Source organism: Pseudoalteromonas sp. SW0106-04 (assembly GCF_001293805.1).
Lineage (GTDB): Bacteria > Pseudomonadota > Gammaproteobacteria > Enterobacterales > Alteromonadaceae > Pseudoalteromonas > Pseudoalteromonas ruthenica.
This window is the reverse complement of the sequence record NZ_BCAI01000001.1, coordinates 472973-492554: the sequence shown is the minus strand read 5'-3', so window position 1 is coordinate 492554 and position 19582 is coordinate 472973. Positions and strand designations below refer to the sequence as shown.

1 protein-coding gene (only partly in view) is annotated in these 19582 nt (G+C 42.6%); it reads right to left on the bottom strand.

The features are described 5' to 3' along the window. A protein-coding gene (locus tag W04_RS02115) for an Ig-like domain-containing protein (protein WP_053909613.1) crosses the window boundary here: on the bottom strand, positions 1 to 19582 show its 5' portion. Its footprint begins 17801 nt before the window's first position; the window shows 19582 of its 37383 coding nt (coding positions 1-19582); the start codon lies at positions 19580 to 19582; its stop codon lies beyond the left edge, outside the window.

Sequence of the window (19582 nt, the reverse complement as noted above, 5' to 3'; positions counted from 1 at the left end):
GTGCAATGAGCGAGCGGCTAGAGCCTATAGCCGCCCACAGCAAGTTGTCCTTGATTTTTAGCTTAGTAGGTACACCCCTCAAGCTTGAGCTAGAGATAATATGTAGTTGTTCTAAAAGGTCTCGCTGACGTTGATAAACAATGATACCGGCTTGTGTCGCTACGTATACAAGCTTCTCAGAGACATCAATATCATAAATACGGCCTGGCAAATCTATCTTCTGAATATGCAATGGTTCATTGACCAACGTAACGTCAAATATATGCAACTCTTTGCCACCACCAGCTAATAGTAAGTTGTCAAACGTCACGATTTCAGAGAAACCCAATGGCTCAATGACCTTGGAGAAATGGTACTGCTTTTCTTGATTACCTTGCTTTTTTGGAATGACTTTCAAGTTCACAGAATCAGAGCTATCAATCACTTGCAACTGCGCGGTATTAGTGCCTAAGGGCTTGATCGCTGAGCCATCAGTGTCGTAGCCATGATATTGGCCCCCTACTACCGCATGTACTAAGTTTTCACTCGCATATAAAGCAGAAATTGGGTTGTTCTCATCTTTTCCTAAAGAAACTCCCGAAGTTTGCTTCTCTGCGTAAAAGTAATCGACTGAGGAGAGAACAATTTGTTCACTAAACTGCGGGTTTACCGCAGATACCTGCGCTAGACCAAATGTTCCCGCTGGAACTCTCACTTTCGCCTCGGTCGCAGAGCGAATATCTATATCGTTTACTTGTTTATCAGCGAAATAAAACAAGGTATTCGGTGTGAATCCAAAACCACGGATTGTCACTATGTTGCCGCCCTGTGGAGGCCCCGTGACTGGCGATAAATCTTGTATTACCAGCTTAGGTAAAATGATGGCTGCGCCTACCAGATGTGCCTCATCTCCAGGTTTTTCTATCGAAACACTCACTACTTGTGAGTCATTCACGAACAACTGAGGAACTTTGATGTCAATACGAGAATCACTAAAGCTTAAAATGTCGTCGACGCGAATCAATGTACTGCCGAAATATATGTCTAGTAATTCAGCGTTACTACCAAAGCCTTTGCCTTCGATAACAGCAACCTCAGAGCCATCTGCATGGAAGTAGTTGTTCAAAAGCTGACTATTTGCCGATAGTCTACTAATAGCGTTAATTTGAACTGGCTCGTCAGTTGTGTAAGAGAAAATAAACGTGCCGTTGGCGCCAAGCTGCTCACCATTTATATTACTTAATGTGGCAGCGACTTTTAATGTTAATTCACCTTCCTCTAAAGTCGGCACAGTAATGTTAATTTTACCGCCACTTAAGGTGTTGATTGCCTCTATGCCAATATCGGTCTGAACCTGACCATCTACTAATAACGTAACTTTTTGTTGGATATGTTCAGCCTGAGTATTTATCAAGTTATTAAACTCGACTGAAATAACGTCCCCAGTGGTGACCTTACTACCTGTACCCGGAGTCACCTGAGAGATAGCTAGTCCATTCGCTATGAGTTGTACTAGTCCACCTTCTGTTGAGTGGAATTTCATGGCTGAACCTTCCATCAATACCGAGGTGTGTTGCTGTTGTTCGCGATGACGCAACGAGAAGTGTTTATTGTCTGATGAATCCAACCATAGTATGTGTGCGCCCAATGTAATTGTGGCAGCACCTGACTCAACCTGCATACTAACAGGGCCGCTTACCTCATCTATCTCGGCTAATTTGCTTATAGAGTAGCTCTGGCTATTAGGTAGATCAGCAAAAACCACAAGATATACTTCATTTTGCTTTCGCAGCAAGACATGTAACCGGCCGTTGAACCAAGCTAGCTGCTCAGGCTTACCAAGCAGTTCACCCTCATTAAAGCGTATGGTTCCATAACCTACCGGCGGCGCATAGTCGGCACTTGTCAAATCGATAAATCGAACGTATCCATCACCTAGATCGTTACTAGCAGAAATTGCGGCAATAGGCTTTGCCGAATGTATAGCTACATCTTTGGCATCATATGCCCCAAGGCTGATAGTGTCGACGATATAAGGAGACGAAGTGTCTCGCTTATCCACGATAACGATACCTTGGCTATTCACTGCAGCGACGAGTAAGTTATCAAGGCTGCCCATCCCAGTAACACTATCTTGAAGATGGATCTGGGCTAAACGAATCGGGCTTAGCGGCAGTTGGGTATCATATATTTCGATACCGTGTTGCAGTAAATAAGGGTTTGCGCTAGAAGGGTTTGCACCATCATGCACACCTACAAACAGGGAGTTTTCACTATTCAGTAGTGACCCTATGGTCATAGGTGGGTAATTAGGTAAATCAAGTATAGATCCGCGTTGAAGCTGATAATTGAATTCACCAATATGATATTCACGCTCTCCACTAAGCAGGTATAGCTTATACCGGCCCGGCGCAGTTACTTTAGGAATGCGAAACTTCAGCTCAGAACTTGTAACGATATTCTCTTCTAGGTTTAGAGTATAATTACCGTCGTCAGCAACTTCTGTATAAAGTTCATTTCCTTGCTCATCTCGCATCAATATTCTATCACTAGGAAGAAACACTGAATTTGATGCAGATACTGTTTGTAAGTAAGAGCCGGCAATAGGGCCGGAAGTTAAACGCACTGAGAAATCAGCACTGGATACTGGCTCTGCAATAAATACAGCTCCATCAATGCGTGTGCTTTGCTCACCGCTCTCTATGGTAATAGCATAGGCTCCAGCATCAATATCATACAGTTCCAGACCTAATGTATCTATTGTGATCCGCTGATCATGCAATTGAATAGGTAATTCGTACGGACCAATATAAGCGCGTGTTTGTGATATAAACCCACTTCCATCGATATGAATTTTTTGCTGTTCACCTAAACGAATACGAGAATTTGACACGCTACTAATTGATAAGCGTGGCTCATCATGAACATGAAAATCTAAACTATACGGTGTGAATAAACCAGAACCACGTGTATTTCGAGCATTATTAATTCGTAGATTATAGTGAGTATCGGGTGCCAAGTTGTTGTTAACTTCAAATGAGCGACTAATACTACTTTGTGCTCCCAAAGCTATCAGTTCGACGACTTCGCTATCACCTGTTGCTGAGTTAGTAATGACCCCTTCTAGAGAGTCCGTCACTATTGCTTCGTTGAAATGAATATGCAGCTTCTCGGCTTTATAAAGGGTGCCCTGTTGTTCGATACTTGCGTTCGAAACTATCGCACCAGGCAAAGCGTAAGAGACTACCCCCTGATCCTGCTCAGCTGAAATAAGACTTCCGCCACTAACAACTGTGTCTAATACTTTCGCGTGCGTTCCAGCAGATATTAACTTTGGCGACTCAATATCAGAGATGTCATAAATCGAGACGCCACCAGTATCTTGTGCGACAAATAAAGTTGAGCCTTGAATGTTAACTTTAGTGCTAGCTCCTACTTGGCTTTGCTCGGAATCGGTTAATTGTATATAGGTCTTTACCTTATTTAAGCCCAAATCAGTAATAGCAACTCCCGAGGTTCCCAAAGCTACTATTAAATTGTTTCCGTAGCGCTTAATATCTAAAACGTTACCCGGGAGTTCTAATTCCTTGATGATTTGGGGAGAATCAACATTAATTGCGCGTAATACATTACCTTCTACTTGGGTTTCAGGTTTGCTTAATGTGCCCGAAGAGATTAACCCACAAGCGCCCGGTTCACCCCAAACCTTCGAACTAACATGACCACCCACATAAAGCCAAGGTCCATGCAACAATGTTTTATTATCTGCTGACAACTCTACATCGAGGTCTACTCGAATCGGATCTGCCTGCTCCAGTAAATTTAGCCTAGATAGCTTCCTTAAAACTGTTTCCCCACCTTTTGCAGTGCAAGGGCCAGGCTTTTCTGTACCATCTGGAAGCTTATTTGTAATAGAAGTTGTATAGATGCTAAAGCCACTAGCTGCACTTGAGACAGCTATCTGACCGGAGCCAAGTGGTTCTTTATGTAATAAAGGCAAATTGCTAGCATCCTGCGCAGAGTATATAAGTACACCCGCAGCTCCACTGGTTCCTACCAGAACATCTTTAGTTGACACTGAGCCAGGTACCGGTAAACGATAAGGGACCAGTGATACGCTGTCCAAACTAAACTCTTGTCTATTCGGTAAGTGGTAATCTAAAAACAGCTGCTCTTGTGTAGTCAGCTCAATATTATGACCAAGCAGCTCTGCTTGCATTTGCTTGGCTGTAATTTCGTTGTATACGAGTAACTCACGCAGCGAAGCCTCAGAAAAACGGTCGCTTCTTAGAGCTGAGTTTGCACCAGCAACCACCAGTTGCTCAGGGTCGTTCGCGTCAATACTAAATAAAGGCGAAGGCATTGGAATTGGCTGTTTTTCCACAACTTTGGTTGGCTTATCCGCGCTATAATAACCTGTGGTTGCAGCTATAACGCCAGGCTGGTTAGTGATATAGAGATTAGTTGGTTGAGCATGCTCTCTCGTGACTGAGTGCTGCTTTATTAAGCCATACCCCAAAGAAAGCGGAGTTTCGATATATTCAGTGGTTTTAGGAGAGATTACACTTAAAGGATGTTTTCCCGAACTATTGCTTGGGGCAACAAAACGTAATTCTCGACTTGATATCACCGTGACTTGCTGTGCGGGTGCATTTCCTACTTTTATATACGTGCCATTGGAGACACTGGTACCCGGCTCAAAACCAGTTCCAGTAAGGGTGATAACCTCCCCACCTTGGGCTGATGTCCACAGTGGAGAGACATTAGTTACATTGAGTTCAGAATCAACAGAAAATGCACCAAGTAACTGTGCGGTATATTTAATACCCTCATCATTAAGATCTACTACGATGTCATATAAGCCCGCTTTGTCAAACGCTGGAATTTCTATTTCTGCTACAAGAGCCCCCTCATTTTGCTGACTTTGTTTTATCTCTTTAACAGCAACAGAAGCACCACCCACTTTAACGGACAAATCTGCATTGGAAGAAAGCCGTCCAGTTAGGGTTAGCTGCGCAGATAAAGACTCGTCAACACGAGTGCGCCGAGGTGCGACGTCATCAATTCGAATGATTGGTTGCTCGTTAACACTATACCTAAAATAAAAACTGTAGGATTTCGAGGTAGAATATAAGGTTATGACTTGATCTTGTGAAACAGGCTTAACATTCTCGATACCCGCTTCAACTTGAACCTGTACTTTATCGCCATGATTAAGGGAAGTGCTGTCCAGAGCTACAACAATATCATTTCCTTCCAGAACGATATCTTTATCCAACCGCTCACCAGCGCTGCTATAGAGTTTAACTTTTGCTTTATTTTTATCATTTAAAGAAATAGATTTATTGAACCGCACTCGAACCTTGTCAGTTTGCGGATCAAGTACTCGGGACAATGGCAACACTTCAACAATATCTAACTCATTATCAACGTACCTATCAGCCAAGTACTCGCGCTTGTACATATTTTCATAGTTTGAAAAACCATATAGTGCATAGCGTGATTTTAATAAGACTTCTACAGAGTACTCTGAATTAATGAGACCAACAGCAGGGGTAGGTGAAGATTTATCACTCACATCAAAAGCCTTGATGCCCTCATGTCCTAAGGCAAGGTATAATGTATCCCCTTTAACAATCACATCATAAACGTGGCCAACGTTTGTCAATCTTGATAGCAGTTTAGGCTTATGTGGAGTGCTAAGATCAACAATCGCGGCTCCCATACTCCCCATAGCCAAGTAAGCATATTGAGCTTTTACTTCAACTTTTGAAGCAGGTAAGTTAAGACTCGCGATATCGGTTAGGCCGTTTTCAGAGTCATTTGATAGTACGTGAAAACCACCCTCTGCCAGACTATGTGAATCTAAACGGTCAAGCCCAAAATCATATTTTCCTGTTACGGAGACAAAAAACCGTTCAGCTTGTGAATCTTGGAATGTGTTCACATCGAGTGCCGGATACGCGAAGCGCTTTTCACTGGCGACATAGAGCTTGGTATGTAAATAGCTATCTAGTAACTGCACGCCCGCTTCACCTGCCGCTACGACTAGCTGGTAGTTTTCACCAATCACAGACTTCGCAAAAGACGACGAAGTTGGTAACTCTTTGACTAAAATAGTTTTGCTAATATCAAAGCTGTTAATAGCAAGAATAAAAATACGGCCAGAGTCCGCTATTGGCTTTCCGTTAGAGTCAAACTGAGCCGCCGCAACAACGAGCCTATCACTACCTCGCTCAAAATAACCATATAACCCCAAAGCGTGATAATTATTGGGGAGCGCGTAGTTCGCTACCTGCGAGTCTAGGTCTTTCTCTGCTCGAGAAATATCTTGGACAATAATTCCATCGGAACCAGCGGCCAAAAATAGGTAGTTACCTGACGGGTCGGCAACTGCATCGACTATTTTCCCTTCACCTTTAAGACGCATTTGGCTGGGGACACGATATGTGAGTGCATTGTTAAGCTGCGCGCGTTGGTGATTTGCTAATAATTTTACGCTTGCAAGTCCTGGGCTACCTGCTGGAGCAGTAATATTAATGGTATTGGAGTCAATAATAGTTACGGCTTTCGAATCTAACAGCACATCCCCTACAAATACTTTTAAGCTATCTAAAATGCCAGCAAACCCTTGCCCGTTGAGCGTTACAGAGCTTCCACCAAGTGTTGATGCATATTTAGGAGTCACTGAGTGTAAAGCTAGAGGAGCAACAACCTTAACTGCCGCAACTTCGCGGACCAAGTGATGCTCGCTTTGTACAGCGAGTGACTTTAAACCGGGTTCCTGTGCAGGGACTTTAATCCTTACCTTACCATTGACTGAATCAACATCTAGGATTTTAGTGAGTTTTCCCCCTACTTTGATCTGTAAATCGTCTGGGGTAGCTGACAGTTTTAACTCTACTTCACCACCCGAGGTGCTCAGTGTTTTAGGATAAACGTCATCAATTGCAAACCTTGTAGCGCCTTGGTGTGCTTTAAAGTTCAATTGATAGGGTGGGAGCCCTTCAGCTCGGTAGCTCGCTGTCTCACCATGTAACTTTAAAGTGTACTGTATTCCGCTTTCGAGGCTAACTACTGGGGTTACTCTTAATTCCTTATTTGTAACCTCGAAGTCAAACTCAACTGCTTTAGCCTGCTGGGAACCATCGTCAGCATATAAGGTGACATAACGCTGAATAAAATCTTCAGCATCTAACCCATCAAAATCCAGCTCTCGGCTGAGCTTTATTAAAACTGACTCGTTGATGTCAATTGTCCCACCCTCTCTGGGGTAAGTATCAACTATGTCGATAATTTTCAGATCAACCAAAGAGAGTTTACTGGTGTTTTCAGATGAGTAGTTAGCACTAACAAAAGCAACACTATCGTTTGCAACTATTTGACTCAATTCACATGTTTCATCGCATAAATTGATAGCATCTAAAAAAGGAGTTTTCTCCCGTGATGTATCGAACACAGCTAAAGAAGAGACAGCTCGCTCCGCTAAGGCATTAGCCCCTTTATTATAAAGCTGAAATGCTAGTGTATTTGTAGCGTACTGATCTACGTATCTTTGGCTAGGCAGCTTGGGAGAAAAGCCAATGTCCAGGAACTCTCCCCAAAGAACTTGCGATTGATGTTCCAGTAACCATACCCGTAACGGGGTGTATTCATTGATATCAACTACCCGTTGATAATTTGGCTGAGTAACTACAAGCGCTCCAAAGTTAAACACCTCTTCTGTCAAGACAAGCGTGTCTAAATCAATAGATTTTGTAATGGTCTCTCGCCCTTCGACGACTGATACTAATAGCCTATCTTCCAATAACACTGTATCTGTAATCTTAGTACCCAAGTCAAACTGATTGGCTACAACAGGTTGAGAAGCAATAGTAATGTCCACAGCAACAATTTCATTGTCACTGACCAGCAATAACAGGTTATCGATAAGATGAGACTTTTTAATTTCTCTGCTTTGTACAGGAATAATTGATTCAATGCCTCGGTTTTGAGGCTCCTGAGTGCCAAAATCAGGTTTGGTGAAGGTCACCAGATAGTTTGGCTCTTCGTATGCAGCCTTGACAAACGGAAATTTCGTTCCAGTTGCGGTGACATATAGATTGCTTTCACTCTGCTCTAATGTTGACGGTTTTAATGATTGAGGCAGATCGTAAAAGCCCAAGCCATGCATTGGTGCTGCGGCGCCAATATTACTCACGTCATACTTAACAATCGACAACCACCCTGGAGCATAGTATTGACGAACGTACTCTTCATCATCGACTTGTTCTGGAGACAGTACTTGCGAATCATTTACACCTTTTCCTAAGATATAAACGACGTCTTGCACTCTATCTATTGAGAAATCAACAATTTGACCAGGTGGAAGCTTGAGAGGGTCAAGCTCTCGAAATTGTTCACCTTGGTTATACTTTATGATTTGTTCTTTTGTCAGATTATTCTCTGTTAGGATCGCTCGGTCTTCGGCCAATCCTCCATAAAATAATGCTTTGTTTAGGTATGCATGTTTTCCTCGTTGGTCGCTGACTGTTACATCAACATACCCTCTAAAGGAATTACCAAAATCAGGAGCACTCAGTGTTACTCTCTGTGGGCTATATAACTGAGCATCAGAAGATGATACCTTCACACTCACTTTGGAGCCTACCCCGTCACTTCTTTGAAAAGTAAACTCTGTGGACGGGTTAAAACCGTGACCAATAACATCTATGTTTGTACCTTCACCGCTTTGACTAGCTGCTATGACAGCTGGGGTGATATAGGAAATACTTAAAATATCTGTGTAAATGTACTCACCCGGGTATACAGAAAATGCACTCTCGCTATTTTCCAACTTCAGTGCTGCCGGGCCGGCATAGTTGGGTTGAGTCGTTATTTTTACTTCTGCTGTATTATTATTTTCATCAAGTAGTTTGAAGCTTTTCTGTCTATGTTGAAGCCCACCTAGTTCAATTTGAGTAGCTGGCGTTAGGTTCTGTCCGACAATAGTTAGCTCCGTCCCCCCGTCTATGCCCCCTCGGTTAGGGGTCACTGTTAGCAGAAGCGGTCGCTCAGCGCTGTTATCTGCCGTCGAGAAATCGAAAATATAATCCGTAGTCATTGGGTATCCAGATAAACCTGGAATCGCTTTACTGGCGGTGATATAGACGCTGACATTCGCTGGCAATTGGTACCCAGGAAGCTGCTTGAGCACTACTCGCGTATAGTCAACGCCCTCATCAAGCTGCGCAAAACTAGCCTTAAAGTACTGACTGATATCTTGCCCCATACTTGGGTGGGCAAGGTTCACTCTAAATAACTTCTGTAATTCAGCCTGGGGCAATAAGGCGCCTGAAAATGAAATTTCAATATCAAGTGTTTCACGTGTAATAAACCTAGCACCATCGTCTGGATAGTGACTGACAACATTTAAACTTGGAAAAGAGATTTCGCTAATCCCCGAAAAGCCTGAAGTTGCTAAAATACGATTATCGTGGGCAACGACCATGGGTGCAATAAAGCTGTCACTTTTGATGGGTCTATGTGTCAAAACTCGTTGATTGATATCTTCACCTGTAGCGAGAAGCTTTTCTATATCTACGATTTCGATAATGCCCTCAGCAGGGGCGTGCTCTTCATTAACAGAAAACCCTGATACATAGGCTTTATTGCCTATTACGCTTACTTTGTATGCTCCTGCCGAGTTTAAGTTGTCTTGCTTGGAGGTAATCAAGTGGGTGGCTTTAATTGACGGTGAGAGAGGATCACGAATTGACGCGAGGTGGACAGCCCCCTCACCGCCCCAAACAGACGCATCAGCAATAACTAACATATCATCGCGAAGAGCTAGACTCATTGCCATACCCGCAGTATCGATCTCGCTAACAATGGGCATATTGGGCTTGTTAATATCGGCTACTACAACACCTTGATAACCTGAGGCTATATAGGCATAGCCGTCTTTAACGACAACATCTGTTACATATCCATCAGGCTTTATCTGACCCACATGATATGGTGAAGTTAAGTCATTAACATCAACAACTTGAACACCACCAAAACCATTTGCGATCAGAGCTAGATTGCCACTTTTAGCAACACTGTAAGCCTGCCCAAAGGGCAGCTCTACAGCTCCTTGGAGTAGAAAAGGTAGGCCAAACTGGTTGTCACCATTTTCTTTAGAAAGTATTAGTAATTCTGAATTTTGGTGCAAATGGTCACTAGGAAGTGCGTCACTATTGCGCTGAGACTTGAGTGCTGAAACGAACTCACTGTCCCTAGCACAATCAATGCACTCTACTTTACTTTTTACGGCGTACAGACTTCCATCTTGCGCTTCGAGATCAGTGATAGTGCCAGAGTAAAGCTCCACATTTTGATTAAGTAGGGGCGAGTAAATATAAGTTATACCATCGTCACTATCGGTATCCTCATTGACATAGTCAGCTAAGAAAATCCCTGTGTGCGGCTTAATGTTGCTACGACTATGCTGTAAGTCAACAAAGTCTATGTAAGGAGGTAATATCGTTAACGGAGAATGGGAAGCCCAGCTGGCTGCTAAACTTTGTTTATTACTTTCATCTTTGTGCTGTGCTAAAGAACTGTAATAGACAGTTTGACCAAGAGACATTAATTGGCTGTTGGGCGCGAAATATGTTTTACCTTTTATGGGTAGTGAAACTTCATGAAAAGTCTCATGCTTTACAGAGTGGTTCGACGCTACAACCTCTGTCGTTAGCTTTACGCGCTCATTTCTATGGTTTTGGTCACTCAGAATATTACCATCACTGAACTGACTCCAATATACATATTCATTAGCTCGGCGGTTGCCCGGCTCAAAACCGTGACTTTGCAGCCCTTGATCGTCTAAGAGCAATTCACGAGAAACTTCAGCCAAGGTTACCCATAACCCATCGGGACCTTGATATTGTCGAGTCCATGTTTGTGTTACTCCGCGCTCACCAGAGCTGCCTATGTCTTTCAACAAAACTCTAGAAATAATAGGCTTGTTAACATCGAGAATTTCACCATTTACTGGATAAACACTCTGAATTTCAGGCTTAACCGTATCAGTAAGAATCCCCACATTAACGGGTTGTGATACCCCTTGTTGGTTTAAACTGTCATAAGCGATAACCTGAATAGTGACGCCGCTAGCATCCACGGGAGGATGCACCAGCGCTCTGTATAAGTTGCTTAAACTATCGTCTGGAATTCGAACAACTTCTACTGGCTGTTCATTCAATAAAAACACAACTCGATCAATGCCATCAACGCCTAAGTCATCTTTCACTCTTGCAAATACTTCTATAGGTTCTCCAGAAACACTGAAGCTTTGCGCTTGACTAGGTTGTACAATCTCTACTTCAGGCGGTTGGTCCGCGACTATTGTAAATTCGTAAGGTTCAGACTTAAGAGAAGATAATCCTTGTATATCCGTAGCAACCGCACGGTAAAAAACTTTACTTCCAGGCTCCAAACTGGCGCTGGTGTCTTCAAACGAAAATGGCGCTAACTGATCTTCACCTATTTTTGTATAAGCGCTTTCTGTATCGCTACCTATAGCTTTGTATAGAGTGACTTTATCAATCCCACTTTCCACATCAGTTGCACGAACTTGCACTTTGTAGGTTCGACCAACAACTATTTCAGGCTCAGCAAACAATAAGCCGTTTTGGTCTATTAACTCGATAGCATCGATGTTTGGTACTGTATTGGCCTTAATTCTAATCGAACGGGTGGCAATACTCTGATTTCCAGCTCCATCATTGACGGTTGCGACCAAAAGAGCTGTGACAGAGTCTGTATCTACGCCAAGCGAGTCTAAATGTGGGGCCTTGAATGAACCATTGTAAGGGGCTTTACCTAAAAAGTTTTGGGCAATAACTTCATTACTCTCGAGCTTACCATTGCTATTTTTGTCGATGCCTAGCTCTGTATTAATAGCCGTGACCTTAACATTGTCTGTTGCATCCAAGCGGTAGGCAAAAGACAATCCCTCTGTCACCGTCGCATTGGCTTGAGGTGTTATTATTGTCAACTCAGGGACTACTGTATCGGCATTGACCTGCAATTCAACTGCGCTTGAAAATGCACTTCTAGCATTAACTTCTCGCCGCTCCGTAGCTTCTGCAGTAAGGGTAATTGGTTGCCCTTTCTGGCCGTAGGGGAAAGTCAAAACAAACTGATAAGGCGCCTTGACATCACTGAGCGTTTTCGCCCCTGATGCTAAACCTGAAACGTGCAAGCTTACGCTGTCGATAGCGACATCATCTGTTGCCAAAACTTCAACAATTGTGGTTTCACCTTCAGTGAAACTTGATTGGTTTTTTGGTGTTGAAATGCTCACAACCGGAGGCTGATCAGAACGTACTGCATAGGTACGAGTTTCAACAGCCTTGTGGTTATCTAAGTCTCCAAACTTTTTACCATAGCTATCGAGTGCTTCAACTTTTAACATCAACTCTTGCGTAGCTAGTTGCTCAAGATCAGGTACTTTAAAAGAAAAAGTGTAAGGGCCATTTTCAAATCGCTGTGCTTTAATACGCTGATTACCAGCGATTACTTCTGCCCGGACATGGTCAATAGCGACATCATCCTCAGCTTGAATGTTGACTGATACAGTTGCTCCAGCAACAAGACCTTGCTCCACTCGCGGGGATAAAATATCAACTATGGGTTTTTCATCAATACGGATACCGTAGGCATTTTCTACCGAGCTACTATTACCTGATATGTCCAGAGCTTGAATTTCGAACCATACAAAATATTTTGCTTCCTCGCTTAAACTCTGATTGCTGAACAGCTCTTTTATTTCCGGGACTGTTTTAATGGAAACCGACTGCTTGTAAATTGGCGTATCTATATTGGAAACTGTAACTACGTTACTGTCACGATTTGGAATTGCATCAATAACACGAATAGGCGAGCCATACTGAGTAGCAAATGTTTGCCCCCCGTCACGTACAGCGTACTTTTTAAACAAGCGAATTTGCGATACTTTGACATTATCGAAAGCCCCAAATCTTAGATCTATTTCACTATTTTCTGTCACACCTAGACTTGCTAACGGCGAGATAATTGCACTCACTGGCGGTGAATTATCTGCAACTCCAACGAAAGATAACGTATCACTTCCTACTGCATTATCAGCATCGACTATATTAGCGCTAACTTGATATATCTCATCCTGCTTAACGAGTGTATTTGGCATTTCATAACTAAGTGTAATAACCCGAGCAAATGGAGCCCCCTCTGAAGCGTAGAGGGAAGCTAAGGATTCCCCATATATGGCCTCATAGTCATCGTATATTTCAGCAAGTTTCTGATAATCATTTTCGTTGAGCTCAAGCTGAGTTTGCACGTCTGTAACAGCAAGCTCGACCCCTTCAACCTCTACTCTTAATTTGTCTAGGTTCCACTCCCTATCATCTGTAATCAACACCCGTAATTGTAAGTTAAAAGTACCCGCGACTATTTGCTGATTCTGCGCTGGTGATACAATTTTAACCGCAGGGCTTAAATTATCGAGAGGGTGAATATAGAACTGCCGTTTGGACTTATTTCCTAACGTGTCTACAGCAGTTATCTCATATAGCTGTGTATTTGGGTTATCGAAGCTAATCTGCGGCTCTAAAGTGCTTTGCTTGATCGGTATTTGACCACACTGGTTGGGGTAGATGTGCTCAAACTCTTTAATTCGTGCTCCACCTTCCTCTACACGCTCTATAAGTACATGTGATAGCGCCACATCCTCGCTAATATCTAATGATAATTTAAAATCCCCTCCTTGGCGTACCCAAAACTCACCATAATTTAGACGAGCTGCATCCGTCACCTCAATGTGCGAATAGAATCCTCTTAGACCAATTAATGGCTCTTCATTATCAGCTAGCGTGTATAGTGTTTCCTCGCTATGCGAATTACCAAAGTAATCAACAAACTCAGTTCTAAGCTTAACCGTCTGATTTGCCCTAAAAGAATTTTCTAACTTAGCAACAATCTCCGATGTAGATCCGAATAACGTAGAACCTTTTTTAGATATTATATTATCATTTATAAAGTAATTAACTTCCTTGAAGTGCGCCTGTGAGCTGCTTACATTAACTTTCCAAGGAAAGACTTCCCCAGGTCTTAACACGCTCTGCGTACTTGGTGTTGTTTGAGATAAAGAAGGCACTGCTTCTGGGGTCGTTAGCGAGCGAGAAATAGATGGTTTCCAAACACCTGACTTGTCAGCTTCATTGTTCGTATTGACGCTCAAAGTGTATACATCAACACCATGGTTTCCCATAGTTACTGGCAATCGAGCAAGTATTTTGTATGAAAACTCAATACCATCAGCTTTGCCACTAGTATTTTTCCGTTCAATGACTGGCATTGGATTAAACCAATGTGCATTACCTTGTTCATCAACAATATTAACAACTGCATCTATGTGCCTTTGGGTTACATCTAACTCGCGGTTTCGGGCAGGATATGCTTCGATCGCCATCAACTTAGCAAGGCTGAGGTTTATTTTGTTGAGAAATGGTAGTGGCTGCCCCTCTCTCAATATTTGTAGGTCGATGTCGCTTACTAGATTAGTAAGTTCACTTAGCTCTAGAGCAGAGGTGGTATCATCAGATAGGCTTAGCTCGGAATCAATACAAAGGTCTGTATCTCTTACTCTGACTTGAAGAGCTAACTGTTCATTACCCATTTGCGCATGAATACGGCTTTGCGTAGTGAGCGTAAGAGGCGACACTTGAATTTCACCATTTTCGAAGACTAACCATGGCCTATGATCAACGAAAATAGTTACGTCTTGCGTTGCCTTAAAAGGCCAGGAATAGCTCAGCTGCGACTGTTCTGATGTTTGGTAGACCAAGTCACCTTGCTTCGCAAATCCTTCTGATGTCATCAACGTCACAGCTTTTACCGACGCTTCCGGCTGCACTAGGTCATCTCCCACTAATGCAGATAGAAATAGATGGTCTCCCAGCAGCGGCTCCTCGGGGAGTAGCTCATTAAGAGAAAAATAAGTAGGTTTATCTTCAGTCACCACTACTGCGTGTTCAATAGTGTTTATATTTCCGAGCTCGTCGCTGGACTCAACAACGATTACAATTTCTTCACCTATAGGTGTTGTATTGTCACCAATTAACAGTTCATCAGACTGTGGGAGATTAACTGATTTCTGTCCCTGCAATGAAATTTCTAACAGCGGTGAACTCTCCTCCCCCAAATAGTAGGCTTTAACATCTTTTATTCCCGCCTCATCTTTAACTATTAGTTCAAATGGTAACTTTTGCCCTTCAATAATATTAGTTAAAGGTGATTGCACATGGACTTGAGGTCCTTCACTATCACCTAAAAGAAGTAAAGGAATGGAGTTACTATATGATTCGTTTCCACCACCATCTATAACTTTTACTTTAAATACCAGCTCTTGGTCTTTTGCTTTCCATAATGAAGAGGGTAGTTCAGGTGTTCCTGACACCTCGGCAACTATTATCTGCTCAACAATAGTAGTACCGATTGTGATTGGGTTAGGAATTTCTATATTTTTTAATTCATCTTTGCGGTTGAATGCTTTCCACTCCAACGAAAACTCTTCACCATTAATGTCTATAATTGGAACTATTTTTTCGATGTAAAGGTCATCTTCTGCCAGTAATTTAAGGTCAAAACTAGAACCTATAACCAGACTTACTGTCTCCGTTGGCCTCAGTAGGCTAACCGTTGCTGCATTAGTATCTTGTTTTGTATCAAGTAGTATTGATTTTTGGGTGGCTTGTCCTACTGAGTTTTTGGCTGTAAACACAACCTCAACTTGCTCTGATATAACTTTTGGTAACCGCAAATTGGCACTAAAATAATCTCCATCTTGTGACTGAAGACTTTTACTAATTATTTCATTGCCTTGCTCTAGCAGTGTTACTTCAACGTCAATGGCTTGATTATCCCCAGCCCTTACAAGTAAGGGAAGCTGTTCGCCTTCAATGAAAGAACTTCCGTCTATTGGCTGGCTTATCTCTAAGTAGGGCACAGGGTCTTTATCAACCGTAAATTGCCACTCTACTTGACTAAGTTCTCCATAAACATCCACTGCCTCAATACGGATAGTCAGACTTCCTTCAGTATTTGGCTGGAAATTGAAATTCCCCTCTAACGTTTTAGCTTGTCCAGGCTTACTGTGAACCTCTGCATCATCAACAAACGCAGTTACTCGCTGAACACTAGATTCATCACTAGCTCGATAACTTAAAGTATATGAAGAGCCCGTATACAGAAGCTTTCCGGCTTCTAAACCGGAGAGAGTAATTACTGGAGCAGAGTCATCTGTAACTACATTAATCTCCTGACTTGCATCCTCGGTGATTTGCCCAGCGCTGTCAGTTACAGTAACCCTAAGAGATAGATCATACGCACGGTTTTCTAATTTCAATTTTGACAATTCAATAGCAAACTGAGTTTGGATGACCTTACCTGAGACTAAACCATCTCCAGATACTTTCTCAGCTTCAAAAACCGTATTTGCTCCCTCTTTCAGTTCTATTTTCACTGCATTCACAGCTAAGTCATCCCGTGCCGCGACCACGATATTCATAACATCAGTCACGGTATACTGAGGCTTTGAGGTTTTGATAGATGTAACCTCAGGGTTAGCATCAGCAATAACATTCAGGAAAAGCTTGCTTGTGGTCTTATTACCCGCTTCATCAACAACCTCTGCGCTCACCTCGTAAGTATTGGCACTTGAAGAATTTAATGGCGGTACTTCTACTAAAGCGATAGCAGAAAAGCTGTTGCCCTCGCCAGGCAACTGCTGCAGTGGCAGCTCAGTATCCGTGACTACATCATTAGGGTTGCCTGTTAGCTTGTAGCGACCACCGACCTTTCTAATACCTTTCATTACTAAGTTGGTAACACCCACGTTGTCGTATCCCGTGATCTTGAGTGTTTCACTGCTTCGCGCTACGACTTTGGCTACACTTTTACCAGCGGATGTGGCATTTAACTTAGGGGAAACAAAATGCAGTACAGGTCTAATGTTATCTAGACCTACCGAAACCTCTACTTGCTGCGACTTTCCTATTTGTCCTTGAGTATCGACGCCATAAGCCTGAACCGTATAGCTTTGCGCAATAGAATTAAGCTCTGGTACCAAATATTCGAAAGAATATGGGGCGCTATTGTCAGTCCCTACTTTTTTACTATTGATGTAGAAGTCTACTTGCTTGAGCCCTCGATCATCACTGGCATTGGCCATAAGGCTAGCTTTTGTACCAGCAACCCAATAATCTCCAGCCCCCGGAGCTACTAAATTTACTGTTGGAGGTTGATCTCCTTTTGCATTAACGACAATAGTACTCGTTGTTAAATCTTCCCCATGATAGTCTTTTACAACGACATGCAGTGAAACTGGTTCACCTAACAACTCAGGATCTATGAATAATTGTTCAGTAACTGTAACAGATTGCTCAAATAAAGATCTCTGGTCATATTGTTCTAAGTCTTGAAGCGATGTGGAGCTTAACTTTTTTCCATTTACAAAAAAGCTAATATCAGTCCCAAGAAACAAAGTGTCATCCGTTACATTAACGCTAATATCAACTGTTTCACCAGCAATCACATCTTGGCCATCTTGTGGAAAGACAACCGTTGCTGTTGGTTTTTTATTCGCTCGGAGTCTTAATACTTTGCCCGGAGCGGACTCTGACTTTGATTGTCGAAATATTTTAGCGGTAACAGGCAGCGCACGCTCTCTCAAAGAGGTATTAGGTGAGAACACGTCTAAAGACCATACTTCGAAGAGGTAATCTTTCTTACCGTCTGCACTAACTACTTCTCTCGTTTCATAATTCGGAAGAGAAACTGTACCGACATTTTCCCCATCGATAAAATATTGGACTTTATCAATTCCAGACTTCTTAGCATAAGAAGTTTCCAACGTACCTAATTCATGAGTAATTTTAAATTCCAGAGGAGTATTACTAACTACAATAGTTCCCTCGGTGGGCGCTTCGAATAGATATTCAGGTATCGAGATAGCATCCTGAGTTATAACCTCAATTAATTTGACTGCAGGACTCGAATAATTACCAGCACTATCCACAGCAATCGCAGAAAGCTCTATGCTGGAACCATAACCAACTGACTCAGTGTTAAACTCAAAGTTAAATGGGGGATTCGTAGCGAGCGCAGCTCGTTTACCGTTAAGCCGATATATAACATGATCAATAGCAACATCATCAGACACGTCTGCGGTAGCAGATACTTTGTCTCCTTCAATAACGGAACTAGCAGCTGTAATTTTGATTTCCGGCGGAGCATCAACAGACGTTAATTTAGCCTTCGCAGCAATTTCAGCCATTTCTTCAATCACCACTTCAATGTAAGCATTTGATTGCTCTGAAATAGCTTGTGTCGCTGTTATATGAGTATCTGTCGCTTTAACCAAGTGACGTACGTTATCTGATATGCTCAATGTTGCAGAAAACTGCTCAGTAAGAGGCGTACTCGAACCATCATCAAATTTAACTATCAGTGATGGCAGTGGATAAGGTTCGTTTAAGCTCGGTAAGGAAATAGCTTGCTGAGGTAAATCGAACTCGAGCCCTGCTATTTGTTTACTAAAATTAACCTCTACTGGGATGAGAATTGGGTCAAGGCCTGGGTAGTTGGCTGTTATGGTTGCACTTGCTCCATCACCTGTAGGGCTGGCATATAATATCCCTTCGGGGCTGACGTGAACTATATCTGGGTCAGACGAAGTATAAGAAAATCCATGACCACTCCCAGCAAGTGAGACATTGCCACGAAACTCGAACTCTACATCAGCTATTAAAGAAATACTTTGAGTGGGATCAGTAATACTAACCTTATTCGGAAAAATATCCCAGCCTATAACTCGCTCCTCTAACGAAGAACCCGTTTTCCGAACGGCTGTAGTGGCTGAGCGATTGCCCATAGCATCTTCAGCATAGGCGTTAATGATTAACAAACCATCGGATGCAATCTGTGCGGGTGTAAGTTTACCTTCCACCGGTATTGAGAACGAAAACTCAGATTGGGTATCTGTTGAAGGATGTACAATTTCATACCCATGAGTACTGGCAAAAGCATCACTTAGAGCCTTTTCTAAAACCCCTCCGTATTGACGCAGGCTACTACCAGTTACACCTGATAAATTGACCCCCAATGCACGAATATCTTGATCATCATTAACACTAAACGTAACGTGGATATTTTGCTGTGGGGAGTTAACATCAATCTTGGTGTCAATAAGCTCTAAGCTAGGCGGAGTAATGTCATTAAATTGAAAATTCTCTTGGTAATCGAATACTGTACCATCAGTCAGCCGGACTCGAGTTTGAGGCTGAATATTTGCAGGAATATCAAAATGAAAAGCGCATGAGGAAGTTGAGCCACTTATTTCAACATACTCGGAGCCATCAAAATAACTCACTTTATCGATGCTTGAGCACTGATTGAGCTGTAAAACGAATTGGTTGGTACCATCGGAGTATAACGGAGCATTCGCCCTGATGTCTGCGTCTTCTGCCTTAATCTCGAAACTCAAGAAGAGCACACTAACCACTAAGGCTAGACGAAAAATTCCGTTTCCAATAGTCAT